Origin of the sequence: Phytopseudomonas daroniae (genome assembly GCF_004327275.1) — a bacterium.
GTDB lineage: Bacteria > Pseudomonadota > Gammaproteobacteria > Pseudomonadales > Pseudomonadaceae > Aquipseudomonas > Aquipseudomonas daroniae.
On sequence record NZ_QJUJ01000002.1, the window covers coordinates 205819 to 218745 of the forward strand.

The 12927-nt window shown below is 58.1% G+C and carries 11 protein-coding genes and 1 pseudogene; 9 read left to right on the forward strand and 3 right to left on the reverse strand.

The features are described from left to right. Window positions 1-5: 5 nt before the first annotated feature. From flgE to DNK10_RS06085, 8 genes are all read left to right on the forward strand, one after another. On the forward strand, window positions 6-1325 hold the full coding sequence (gene flgE / locus DNK10_RS06050) for a flagellar hook protein FlgE (RefSeq protein WP_131178532.1): 1320 nt from the start codon (window positions 6-8) through the stop codon (window positions 1323-1325). Window positions 1326-1521: 196 nt separating this feature from the next. After that, a complete protein-coding gene (locus tag DNK10_RS06055) occupies window positions 1522-2262 on the forward strand; it encodes a flagellar basal body rod protein FlgF (RefSeq protein ID WP_131178531.1) in 741 nt (246 codons plus the stop codon). A 46-nt stretch (window positions 2263-2308) separates the two neighbouring features. Next, a complete protein-coding gene (gene flgG / locus DNK10_RS06060) occupies window positions 2309-3094 on the forward strand; it encodes a flagellar basal-body rod protein FlgG (protein ID WP_131178530.1) in 786 nt (261 codons plus the stop codon). A gap of 61 nt (window positions 3095-3155) precedes the next feature. Further along, window positions 3156-3851 carry a flagellar basal body L-ring protein FlgH gene (gene flgH, locus DNK10_RS06065; protein WP_131190933.1) on the forward strand — a complete coding sequence of 232 codons (696 nt, stop codon included), beginning with the start codon at window positions 3156-3158 and terminating at the stop codon, window positions 3849-3851. Between the two features lie 11 nt (window positions 3852-3862). Then, a complete protein-coding gene (locus DNK10_RS06070) occupies window positions 3863-4960 on the forward strand; it encodes a flagellar basal body P-ring protein FlgI (RefSeq protein ID WP_131178528.1) in 1098 nt (365 codons plus the stop codon). 12 nt (window positions 4961-4972) lie between these two features. Beyond that, window positions 4973-6199: a flagellar assembly peptidoglycan hydrolase FlgJ gene (flgJ, locus tag DNK10_RS06075; protein WP_131190934.1), complete on the forward strand. Its 1227-nt coding sequence runs from the start codon at window positions 4973-4975 to the stop codon at window positions 6197-6199. Window positions 6200-6209: 10 nt separating this feature from the next. After that, a complete protein-coding gene (gene flgK / locus DNK10_RS06080; protein WP_131178526.1) occupies window positions 6210-8228 on the forward strand; it encodes a flagellar hook-associated protein FlgK in 2019 nt (672 codons plus the stop codon). Between the two features lie 15 nt (window positions 8229-8243). Then, window positions 8244-9812 (forward strand): flagellar hook-associated protein 3, encoded by a 1569-nt coding sequence (locus tag DNK10_RS06085; RefSeq protein ID WP_131178525.1) that lies wholly within the window; start codon window positions 8244-8246, stop codon window positions 9810-9812. Between the two features lie 271 nt (window positions 9813-10083). Here DNK10_RS06085 and DNK10_RS06090 read toward each other — a convergent pair whose 3' ends face one another. Together DNK10_RS06090 and DNK10_RS06095 are read right to left on the reverse strand one after the other, a co-directional pair. Continuing rightward, window positions 10084-10395 carry a helix-turn-helix domain-containing protein gene (locus DNK10_RS06090; RefSeq protein WP_131190935.1) on the reverse strand — a complete coding sequence of 104 codons (312 nt, stop codon included), beginning with the start codon at window positions 10393-10395 and terminating at the stop codon, window positions 10084-10086. A gap of 1 nt (window position 10396) precedes the next feature. After that, the gene (locus tag DNK10_RS06095) at window positions 10397-10624 is read right to left on the reverse strand and encodes a hypothetical protein (protein ID WP_208738790.1); all 228 of its coding nucleotides are present in this window, start codon (window positions 10622-10624) and stop codon (window positions 10397-10399) included. 91 nt (window positions 10625-10715) lie between these two features. Between DNK10_RS06095 and DNK10_RS06100 the strand changes: the two are divergent. Next, window positions 10716-11640, forward strand: a pseudogene (locus DNK10_RS06100) (IS5 family transposase). A gap of 196 nt (window positions 11641-11836) precedes the next feature. Here the strand turns inward: DNK10_RS06100 and DNK10_RS06105 are convergent. Beyond that, window positions 11837-12829 (reverse strand): DUF6242 domain-containing protein, encoded by a 993-nt coding sequence (locus DNK10_RS06105; protein ID WP_244216212.1) that lies wholly within the window; start codon window positions 12827-12829, stop codon window positions 11837-11839. Window positions 12830-12927 lie beyond the last annotated feature (98 nt).

The following is a 12927-nucleotide window of genomic DNA, read 5'->3' on the forward strand; positions in this document are numbered from 1 at the left end:
GATAGATGTCTTTCAATATCGGCTTGAGCGGTTTGAATGCCGCAAGCAAAAATTTGAGCGTCACCGGCAACAACATTGCCAACGTGGGTTCTACGGGCTTCAAGGCGTCACGCGCCGAGTTCGCGGATGTATACGCAACCTCTATGCTCGGTTCTGGCAGCAATGCCACCGGCAATGGTGTGGTCACGGCGGCTGTCGCTCAGCAATTTACCCAGGGCAATATCACATCCACGGGTAACAGCCTGGATCTGGCCATCAGTGGTAATGGTTTTTTCGTGCTAAGCGATGGCGGTTCCCGCGCCTATACCCGTAATGGTACGTTCCATGCCGATAAGGACGGTTATGTCGTCGACAGCTCGAATAATAAGCTGCAGGGTTATGGTATCGATGCCAATGGTGCAATCATCAATGGCGTGGTAACGGATCTGGTCATCGATGCCTCTAATCAGTTGCCTAATGCCACATCGTCGATCACCCAGAAAGTTGCGCTGAACTCGACGGCGTCAACGCCCACCACTACGCCTTTCGATCCCTCCGCAACCTCTAGCTACAATTGGTCTACTTCGGTCGATATCTACGATTCGCAAGGCAACTCCCACACGATGTCGCAGTACTTCGTCAAAAGCGATACTGACAGCAATTCCTGGACCATGTATGTCACCATCGATGGTCGTAATCCAGAAGATCCGACCAGCACCGTTCCTTACAATGCCACGGTCAACTTCGATGCTTCAGGAAATCTTGTCGGCACTACGTCAAACTCGACAGGGCTGACCAGCGATATTAACGGCGTATTCTCGTTGAACAACTGGGTGCCCGCGACCATCACCGATAGCACCACCAATCCGGTAACTTGGGGCACGAACGGAGCCGCCGCGAGCGCGACCGGGGTCGAGTTGGACATACGAGGCTCATCACAGACCAACACGGCCTTTGCCGTCAACACTCTGACACAGAACGGTTATACCACCGGTCAGCTCTCCGGACTCTCCATCGGTGCAGACGGCAGCATGTTCGCCACCTACACCAATGGCCAATCCAAGGTGATCGGCCAAGTCATTCTGGCCACGTTCGCCAACATGCAGGGGCTGACCCCGGTGGGCGGTACCAACTGGGTGGAGTCCTATGCTTCCGGTGAGCCGGTTATCGGCACGCCTGGTGCCGGCACCCTGGGTTCGTTGACGTCTGGAGCGTTGGAAGATTCCAATGTTGACCTGACTGCCGAGTTGGTCAACCTGATCGTTGCCCAACGCAATTATCAGGCGAATGCCAAGACTATCGAGACGGAAAGTACTCTCTCCCAGACGATTATCAACCTGCGTTGATAGGCGCGTCAGGGAGTTGTTGCCGCTAGCGGCAACAACTCGCCAAACGACAAATTACAGGCTCCTTCGGGAGCCTGTTCTGTTTTTATAAGCTCAATAAAATCATGTGCTTATCTATTTTTTAAGAAAATGGCACATGAATTGCTTTAACGCTCTTGTCAGAGTCGCGGGCGAGTTGCCCCACCTCGGAGGAAACATGGACAAGATGCTGTACGTCTCCATGACTGGTGCCCACAACAACACGTTGGCCCAGCGTGCCCACGCCAACAATCTGGCGAACATCTCCACCAGCGGTTTTCGCCGCGATTTCGAGCAAGCACGCTCGATGCCGATTTTTGGTGAAACCCAGCCTTCGCGCGTATTCGCCATGAGCGAGCGGCCAGGTACCGATTTCACACCAGGCTCCCTGCAGGAAACCGGACGTGATCTGGATGTCGCGATCGGCGGCAAGGGCTGGTTGGCAGTGCAGTCGCCCGATGGCACCGAGGCCTATGTGCGTACCGCGAGCCTGAATGTCGATGCCATGGGCATGCTGCGTACCGGCAACGGTATGCCGGTTATGGGCAATGCGGGGCCGATTGCCGTGCCGCCAGAGCAGAAGATCGAGATCGGTCAGGACGGCACCATCAGCATCCGCGCCCTGGGCGAAGCGCCCAACGTATTGGCCGAGGTCGATCGGTTGCGGCTGGTGAACCCTGATCTCAAGCAGATGCAGAAGGGCAGCGACGGCATGATCCGCTACACCGGCCAGCAGCCGCCGGAAGCCGACGCCACGGTGCAAATCACGTCAGGTTTTCTCGAATCCAGCAACGTCAATGCGGTCGAGGAAATGACCTCGATCCTGGCGCTGTCCCGGCAGTTCGAGCTGTCGGTCAAGATGATGCGTACTGCAGAAGACAATGACACCGCCATGGCGCGTGTCTTGCAGATGACCTGATAACCAACGCGCGGCGCCATGAATCCGGCGCCCGAGGAGAAACGCTATGCTTCCGGCACTTTGGGTCAGCAAGACCGGCCTGTCCGCTCAGGACATGAACCTGACGACCATTTCCAACAACCTGGCCAACGTATCCACCACGGGCTTCAAGCGTGATCGCGCCGAGTTCGAGGATCTGCTGTATCAGATTCGCCGGCAGCCCGGCGGTCAATCCAGCCAGGACAGTCAGTTGCCTTCCGGTTTGCAACTCGGCACCGGTGTGCGTGTTACCGGTACGCAGAAGATTTTTACTGCTGGCAGCCTGCAGACCACCGAGCAGCCACTGGACATGGCGATCAATGGTCGCGGTTTCTTTCAGGTGTTGATGCCCGACGGCACGGTGTCCTATAGCCGTGACGGCAGCTTCCACTTGAACTCGGATGGCCAGGTGGTCACCTCGCAAGGCTTCGCTCTGGAGCCTGCCATCGTGCTGCCGCCGGAGGTGCGCACCTTCACTGTGGGGGAGGACGGTACCGCGTCGGTGACCACCACCGGCAACCCGCAGCCGCAGATCGTCGGCAACATCCAGATCTCCGACTTCATCAACCCGGCAGGCCTGGAAGCGATCGGTAACAACCTGTTCCTGGAAACGGCTTCCAGTGGTGCGCCTCAGGTGGGCACTCCCGGCCTCAACGGCCTGGGTACCACCCTGCAGAACACCCTGGAGAACTCCAACGTCAGCGTCGTCGAGGAGATGGTCAACATGATCACCACCCAGCGCGCCTACGAGATGAACTCCAAGGTCATCTCCACCGCTGACCAGATGCTGTCCTTCATCACGCAGACCCTTTAATACCCCGGGGTAGGGCATGTGCCCGCCCCTCGATACGCCTGAACGCTGTGAGGTAGTGGTTATGAACCGCTTGGTGTGTGTGTTCTCGATTCTCGGCAGCGTAGTGCTGAGTGGCTGCGTGGCGCCTGCCGCCAGGCCTAACGATCCGTATTACGCGCCGGTGCTGCCGCGTACACCGCTGCCGGCTGCACAGAACAACGGCTCGATCTTCCAGTCGGGCTTCGAGAACAATCTGTATGGCGACCGCAAGGCTTTCCGCGTGGGGGATGTCATCACCATCACTCTCAACGAGAGCACCCAGGCCAGCAAGAACGCCAGTTCGCAGATGTCCAAGGACAGCAGCGCCAATATCGGCCTGACGTCGCTGTTTGGCGGTGGCGTATCGGCGAGCAATCCGTTGACAGGCAATCCCATGAGCCTCGGCGCCCAGTACAGTGGCTCGCGTGATACTCAGGGTTCCGGTCAAGCCGGGCAGAGCAACAGCCTGACCGGCTCGATCACCGTGACCGTCGCTGAAGTGTTGCCCAATGGCTTGCTGGTGGTACGCGGTGAGAAGTGGATGACCCTCAATACCGGTGACGAGCTGGTGCGAATTGCAGGTCTGGTTCGCTCTGACGACGTTGCTCGCGACAACTCTGTGGCCTCGACCCGTATCGCCGATGCACGCATCACCTATTCCGGTACTGGCGCATTCGCCGATGCCAGCCAGCCGGGATGGCTGGATCGCTTTTTCATCAGCCCGCTGTGGCCGTTCTGAGGCTCATGATCATGCGTAAATGGATCGTCACTATCGCCGCCTTGCTGCTGGCCTCGACCGCTCAAGCCGAGCGGCTCAAGGATCTGGCCAGTATTCAGGGTGTGCGTAGTAACCAGTTGATCGGTTACGGTTTGGTCGTGGGCCTCAACGGCAGCGGTGACCAGACCACCCAGACGCCCTTCACCGTGCAGACCTTCAACAACATGATGGCGCAGTTCGGTATCAAGGTGCCGGAAGGCGGCAACGTGCAGCTCAAGAACGTCGCCGCGGTGTCGATCCATGCCGATCTGCCTCCTTTCGCCAAACCGGGGCAAACCATCGACATCACCATTTCTTCCATCGGTAACGCCAAGAGCCTGCGTGGTGGCAGCCTGCTGATGACGCCTCTCAAGGGCATCGACGGCAATGTCTATGCGATTGCCCAAGGCAACCTGGTGGTCGGTGGTTTCGATGCCAGTGGCGCCGATGGGTCGCGCATCACCGTCAACGTGCCGTCGGCCGGTCGCATCCCCGGTGGTGCCACGGTCGAGCGGCCGGTGCCGAGCGGCTTCGATCAGGGCAACACCCTGACGCTGAACCTCAATCGTCCGGATTTCACCACCGCCAAGAATATCGTCGACCACATCAACGAGCTGCTCGGCCCAGGCGTGGCCCAGGCACTCGATGGCGGTTCGATTCGCGTCAGCGCGCCGCTCGACCCTAGCCAGCGTGTCGACTATCTGTCGATTCTGGAAAACCTCGAGGTCGAAGTGGGCCAGGCGGTGGCCAAGGTCATCATCAACTCGCGTACCGGCACCATCGTGATTGGCCAGAACGTGCGTGTGCAGCCCGCCGCCGTGACCCACGGCAGCCTGACGGTGACCATCACCGAAGACCCGATCGTCAGCCAGCCAGGCGCGCTGTCCGGTGGGCAGACCGCCGTGGTACCACGTTCGCGCGTTGGCATCGACGAAGAAATGAAGCCGATGTTCAAGTTCGGCCCCGGTACCACCCTGGACGAGATCGTGCGTGCGGTGAACCAGGTGGGCGCTGCGCCTTCCGATTTGATGGCCATCCTGGAGGCGCTCAAGCAAGCCGGCGCTCTGCAGGCCGACCTGATCGTGATTTAAAAGGAACGAGACATGGATACTCGACTCTCGGCCGCCGGCACCAGCACTCTCGATAGCGGCGCCTACACCGATCTCAACCGCCTCAACCAGTTCAAGGTCGGCGGCGACAGCGAGCAGAATATTCGCAAGGTCGCGCAGGAGTTCGAGTCGCTGTTCCTCAATGAAATGCTCAAGACCATGCGCTCGGCCAACGAAGTGTTCGGCGAAGGCAACTTCATGAACAGCAATGAGGCCAAGACCTATCAGGAGATGTACGACCAGCAGTTGTCCGTGACCATGGCCGGCAACAAGAACGGTATCGGGCTGGCGGACGTGATGGCGCGGCAGATGTCGAAGATGCGCAATGTCAGCGAGCGGCCCAATCCGTTCGCCCAGGTCGATGCGCCCGTGCCCGCCGCGCCGAGTAAGCCGCTGGCCCGAAACGGAGAAACCACAGCGATTGTTCCGGTCGAGAAGTCCCAGGGTTCGGCTGACAATGAGCGCAACGACATGGCCTTGCTCAACCAGCGACGTCTGTCGCTGCCGGGCAAACTGGCCCAGCGGATCCAGGCCGGTATCGTGCCGGGCGCCGAGGCGGTCACGGCCGCTACGGCTGCAGGCACGCCAGCGGGTGAAGCGGTCGGCAAGCCGCTGGTCAAGGGTGACTGGCTGCCCGCCAAAGCCTATGCAGCGCCGGCTGAGCGCAGCCTGAACATCAATGGCAGCGAAGAAGTTGCCAGTCGCACGACGTTCAAGTCGGCCAAGGAGTTCATGGAGACCATGCTGCCGATGGCCGAGAAAGCGGCGGCCAAGCTGGGCGTCGACCCTCGCTATCTGGTCGCCCAGGCCGCGCTGGAAACCGGCTGGGGCAAGTCGATCATCAAGCAGGGCGATGGCAGCAGCAGCCACAACCTGTTCGGCATCAAGACCCATAACAGCTGGAGCGGCGATTCCGCCCGGGTGATGACGACCGAATACCAGAACGGCAAACCGGTGAAGGAGGCAGCGTCCTTTCGCGCCTACGAATCCTTTGCCCACAGCTTCGAAGACTACGTGAGCTTCCTGCAGAACAACGGGCGTTACGAGAAGGCGCTGGGCTCGACCGCCAACCCCGAGCAGTTTGCCCGTGAATTACAGAAAGCCGGCTATGCCACCGACCCACAGTACGCCCGCAAGGTGACACAGATCGCTCGCAAGGTTGGCGCATACCAATCGGTGCAGATGCTCGCGTCGGTCGATACTGGCAACAAACGCATATAAGGACTGAGCCATGAGCAACCTGATGTCGATCGGTCTGTCCGGCGTACGAGCCAGCCAGACATCGCTGAACGTGACGGGCAACAACATTACCAACGTCGATACGGCCGGCTATAGCCGGCAGGCGACGACACAGGTCTCTGCTGCCTCGCAGCAGTCCGGCAATCTGTATATCGGCTCCGGTACCACCATCGAAGATGTCCGGCGCATCTACAGCAGTTATCTGACCACTCAGGTGCGTACCGCTACTGGCCTGGACAGCGCTGCGCAGACATTCAATACCCAGATTCAGCAGACCAACGCCTTGCTGGCCGATAGCACCACCGGTATCAGCAGTGTGCTGCAGAGTTTTTTCGCTGCGATGCAGACCGCCTCTTCGAATCCAACGGATACCGCATCCCGACAGTTGTTACTGACCCAGGCCAGTGGGCTGACCGAGAGATTCAACTCGGTTTACAACCAACTCGCTGACCAGAACGCCTACCTCAATCAGCAAATGTCGACCATGACTGGTCAGGTCAACAAGCTGGCCAGCAATGTGGCGAGCTACAACCTCGCCATCACCCAGGCCAGTGCCAGCGGCGCCAGTCCCAATGACCTGCTCGATGCCCGGGACGAAGCCGTGCGCCAGCTGTCCGAGCTGATTGGCGTGACCGTGCTCGAGCAGGACGGCAATTACAATCTGTTCATCGGTTCCGGGCAGCCCCTGGTGGTTGGCGCCACGGCCTCGACCTTGTCCGCTTCGCCGAGCGCCTCGGATCCTTCGCGTTTCTCGGTCTACCTGTCTCAAGGCAGCTCCACCCAGGACATCAGCTCGGTCATTTCCACGGGCTCCATCGGTGGCCTTCTGACCTACCGTTCCCAGGTGCTCGACTCGACCATGAACGAGCTGGGCCGCGTGGCATTGGTGTTGGCCGATCAGGTCAATAGCCAGCTGGGGCAGGGCCTGGATCTGAATGGTGAGTTCGGAGCAGCGCTGTTTTCCAATATCAACAGCGCTACTGCCATCGCCCAGCGCAGCCTGGCCAATGCCGGTAATACCGTCGGGTCTGGAAATCTGAACGTGACCATTTCGGATACCGGGCAGCTGACCACCAGCAACTATGAAGTCACCATGGGCGACAATGGCGATTACAGCGTGCGCCGCCTTTCCGATGGGGTGGAACTGGGTTCGGGCAATCTGAGCGATGACCCGCCCAGCGAATTCGATGGCTTTTCCATTTCTCTGCCGGGTGGCAGTACCGTGGCATCGGGGGATCGCTTTACGCTTATCCCTACCCGCTCCGCGGCCAGCACTATCGGCACGTCAATGACCGACGCCAGTAAACTGGCTCTTGCCGCGCCGTTGTCGGCGAATCTGACCACGGGCAACCTGGGGACAGGCGCCATCACCCAGCCAACCCTGACCACCAGGCTGGATATCCATGATGCGACGGCCAATGCCGCGACCCAGGCGGCAATCCAGGAGGGAACTCCGCTCAAGGTCGTGTTCGGTACCAGCAGTAACGGCTCGCAAAGCTACTCGGTCTACGACTCCAGTGGTACCGCTGTCGCGAGCGGGAGCATCGTGCCGGGTAACAGCAATAGCCTGGAAATTTCCATCCCCGATGGTGCGGGCGGTGAAGCGTTTTCCTTCAGCATGGACGTGTCTGGTAGCCCGGCATCGGGAGACAGCTTCACCGTCTCCTTCAACAGCGACGGTGTTTCGGACAACCGCAACGCACAATCGCTACTCGATCTGCAGACCAAATCCACGGTGGGGCTGCAAAGCGGCAGCGGTGCCAGCATCAGTGGTGCCTATGGCTCGTTGATCGAGCAAGTGGGTGCCCGAACCAACCAGGCTGAGCTGGATGCCAAGGCTACCGGCAGCATTCTCAGCGGTGCCACTGCCAGCCGAGAATCTTTGTCCGGGGTGAACCTCGATGAAGAGGCCGTTAACCTGGTCAAGTTCCAACAGTATTACAGTGCTTCGGCTAAGGTTATCGCCGTTGCGTCCGAAATATTCGATACCTTGATCAACACATTCAGATAATTAGGGGAGATTTATATGCGTATTTCCACTTCGCAGATGTACTCCTCGAGCATCTCAGGCTATTCGAAGGGTTATTCGGACATCACCAAGACCTACGAGCAGATTTCCAGCGGCAAGCGCGTCAATACGCCTGCGGACGATCCGGTCGGCGCTGCCCGTCTGCTGCAACTGGAGCAGCAACAGGCCCAGCTCACCCAGTACAGCAACAATATGAGCACCGCGACCAACTCACTGAGCCAGCAGGAAAGCACGCTGCGGTCGATGACCAACGTCCTGCAGCGGGCTCGCGAGCTCTCCGTGCGTGCTGGTAGCGGCAGCCTGTCGGACGAGGATAGAACCGCCATCGCCCAGGAACTGGATCAGATCCAGGAACAACTGCTGACCATGATGAATGGCAAGGATGCCAACGGTCAGTACCTGTTCGCCGGGGCTCAGAGCGGTACCCAGCCATTCGTCAAGAATGCGGACGGCAGCTACAGCTACCAGGGCGACCAGAACTCCCTGTCGTTACAGGTCTCCAGTTCGATGAGCCTGATCGTCAACGACAATGGCTGGAGTTCGTTCGAGAACGTGCCCAGCGTCAGCCGCACCACCTCGACCCTTACCGAGTCACCTGACAGTGGGCAGGCTGCTTACGTGGGGCAGGGGCAGGTCAGCAGCGAAAAAGGCTACAAGGAGTTCGCCGCTGGTGCGCCATACGCGCTGGAACTGACCAGCGACAGCGAATACATCATCTACAGCGTAGGTGACGATGACAAGACGCCGCTGAGCACGGGTACCTACGACTCGTCGTCGCTCAGTACCGACACGATTTCCTTCCACGGCGTGGACTTCCAGCTCAACGTTTCACTGGATCCCGACAGCTCCGAAACGGCAGCTACTCAATTGGCTGGGCATGTCTTCGAGTTGAACGTCGCTCCTGACAGTTTTTCGGTTGCCGGCAACAACAGCTCCAGTGCACAGATTTCCGGCGGTACCGTTGCCGACATGTCCGCCACCGGGGCCTACAAGACCACCTTTCCGGCCAACGGTATCGTCATTCAGTTCAACGACGATACCAACTATGCCGTCTATGCCCAGCCGCGCAAGGACGGTGATGCGCCTCTGGCCAATGGGGCTCTGGATGGCAGCGGCACCATCAGTTATGCCGGTGCGTCCTTCACAGTGACCGGTACACCGGCGGCAGGCGACAGTTTCTCGATCAAGGGCAGCTCCTCCAATACCCAGGGCATCCTCGAAACCATTTCGACCCTGTCGTCAGCGCTGAAGAATGCCAGCGATGGCGATGTCGCCGCGCAATACGCGCTGAACGAGGCGGTAGCCGCCGGTATCGGCAATATCGACAATGCCATGAAGCAGGTCGATGCCCTGCGCACCAGCGTCGGCGCCCGGCTCAATACTATCGATACCCTGAGTACCGAGAACGAAAGCCTGTCGATCGCCAATGCCTCCACCCAGTCGAGCATTCGCGACACCGACATGGCTGCCGCAATCTCTACCCTGATGCTGCAGCAAACCAAGCTGGAAGCCGCTCAGGCGGCATTTGCGCGGATCGCACAGTTGAGTTTGTTCGATAAGCTGTAGACAGTTGGATCAGAGATAGTGGCTTGGCAGATACCCACTATCGACAACCATGCCACAACCCGTAGGGCGTATTAGCCGAAGGCGTAATCCGCCGCACATTCGGCAGGTCGTGCACCGTTATTCCAGTTGACCCGGCGTGGTGACATTGCGTGGCAAACGACGGAAACGCCTGGCGGCGGTTCCATCGCCGTAATCCGCCGTACGCTCGGTTGGCCGGGTGCCGTCGCAGCCAGGCAGATCACATCCTGGCTGCTACCTGACACGAATTTGATCAGCTTGCCGCCAGTTCCTGCGACAGTTCGGGATGCTTGGCAATCAGGCACAGCACGCCGCCCGGCTGCGCGAAGCGGCCTTGCTCCCAGTCGCGCAAGGTCGCAACAGGCGTCGCAATGCGTTCAGCGAAGACAGCCTGGGTCAGCCCTGAGCGCTCCCGCGCCTGGCGCACCAGGATTTGTTCGGGCGTGGTAACGCGCCCCGCCCCGCTCTTGGCTTCCTTGAGCGCTTGCCGCAGATCGGGCAGCGGCTCGCCAGCGTCGGCCTCGATAGCGCGGGCAACAGCTTCGATATCAATGTTCTTGTGCATGTCACACCACCTTGCTGATTTCAGCGGGACTCATGCTGGATCTATCGGCCTTGGCATAGACCGTGACCAGCAGCACGATTTGTTCTTCCGTCAGGTTGAAGTAGATCACTCGCGCGTCGCCGGACTTGCCCGAGCCGGCGCGGCTCCAGTGCACCTTCCGAGCGCCCTCGGCGCCTGGGATGACATCCCCGGCGAGCGGGTTGGCTGCAATCCAGTCAATGAACGCCACACGTTCGTCTTCCGACCACAGCTTACGGAAACTCTGAATTTAACTTCCCGAATCTGTTGAAATATAGCAATCCATTTTCCGGGTCTCCTCCATGAAGCAGTTGAGTTTCGCCGACGCCGAGTACGCGGGTAAGCGCAAGCAACCCCGCAAGGAACTGTTCCTGACCGAGATGGATCAGGTGGTGCCGTGGAGGGGCTTGGTGGCGTTGATCGAACCGCTCTATCACCAAGGGTGAAGGGGGGCGTCCGGCTTTCCGACGATGGAAGAGGCACTGTACGAAACGACGATGTTGCGCCAGTTTGCAGGGCTGAGTCTGGAGCGCATTCCCGACGAAACCACCATCCTCAACTTCCGTCGCCTGCTGGAGAAGAATGACCTGGCTGTCGGCATGCGCGAGGTAATCAACGGCTACCCGGGCGACCGTGGCTTGCTGTTGCGGCAGGGCACCATCGTCGATGCCACATTGATCCATGCACCCAGTTCGACCAAGAACAAGCAAGGCAAGCGCGACCCGGAGATGCAGCAGACCAAGAAGGACAACCAGTACTACTTCGGCGCCAAGGCGCACATTGGCGTCGACGTGGAGTCAGGCCTGGTGCACCACGTCCATGTCACGGCGGCCAATGTCGCTGACGTGACGCAGGTAGACAAACTGCTGCATGGTGAGGAGAACATGGTGGCCGCCGATGCCGGCTATACCGGTGTCGAGAAACGTAGCGAGCATGCAGGGCGCGGGGTGATCTGGCAGATCGCCGCTCGGCGCAGCAGCTATGAGAAGCATGGTCAGGGCCGGCTTATTATACAACGCGTACAGCAAGATTGAACGCGCCAAGGCCCAGACACGCGCCAGGGTTGAGCATCCATTCCGGGTGATCAAGCGCCAGGTTGGTTACACCAAGGTGCGGTTTCGTGGTTTGGCGAAGAATACCGTGCAAATGGCCACGCTGTTCGCGCTATCGAATTTATGGATGGCGTGTCGAGATCTATTGGCTAAGACAGGAGAGGTACGCCCGTAATTTGGGAAATAGCCGCCATGGGCTGCTCATGGCGGCTAAGAACAACAAAAATACGAACGATTTGAGCGTTTTTTGAACAAATCGTATTTTTAAAATCGGGGGAGGCCGAGTCAGGACTGAAATACCGGGCTGTTTCAGACCATCCTTAAGAAAATCTGCCCCCTTTCCTGCTGAGATACGCAGAGAAATTAAAGAATCATGGAATCCAATAAGCTATCTTGCCGCCAGCACCTACAGCTACAAAAGTGCCATTTCCGTAGGAAACGCTTCGTATGTCAGTTCCTTCGAAAGTATTAGTTTGTTGGATCCAGTTGATCCCATCATCAGAAACGGCTGTTTTGCCGCCGTCGCCGACAGCTACATATTTGCCATCACCGTAAGCTATGTCGCGGATTACAGTTTCCCCGAAGCTGGTATCTGCAACAGCAGTCCATGTAAGTCCGCTGGCTGAATATGCCATTTTCCCATCTTCGCCAACAATAAACAGCTGTCCATTGCAAAGTTTCATGGCAAGAATGTCACTGCTGCTGCCGAAGGTGCTTGTTCTGGACGTGAATGATTGCGTAATGCCTGGAATAACCTTGGTGGCAGTAAATAGCTTCCCATTCGATCCTGCCACTACCAAGAAAACACCAATGGTGTTGACGCAATACACAGTCTCGCTAGTTGTAAATGTAGTAGTACGCGCAACTCTGCCGGACCAGTCGGCATAACAGCAAAAGACTTTACCGGTTGATCCAACCAACAGCCAGCACGCCTCGGAGCTGTTTATGGCCGCGTAGTACACAATGTCTTGCAAGTCTCCGGACGCACCCAAAGTTATTGTCTGGTTTGTCCAATTACCCTCTGGACTTGTTGTGCGACCGGTGGTCACGCTGCCAGCTTGAGATAGGGCTTGAAGTGATATCCCAATACCGTTCCAGTACAACTTGTTGACGAGCTTTCCGCTATCAATGGTGACCATGTCCTTAAGCTTGACCCACTCTGTTCCAGAAGCTCCTCCGCCGACAAGCTGAGTAGTTGTGGTAAGGCCATTGCCACCAACTGCATAGAAGTTGCCTTGTGCAAAAATCACACTTCTCAGCATGCCGGTGTAATCCACCGGGGCTACTTGAGTCCAAACCATTTCTTCAACTCCAAGATTATTTGGTGCCAACCAAATTTTGCTAATCAAAGAGGGTACAGGCAAAGAAGTTTGCTGACAACTATGTTAATTGTCTTTTTCTAGGAGAAATCGAAAGAAATTTAATCGTTAGACCCCTTGGGCCAATAAAACCCAAGGGTTAA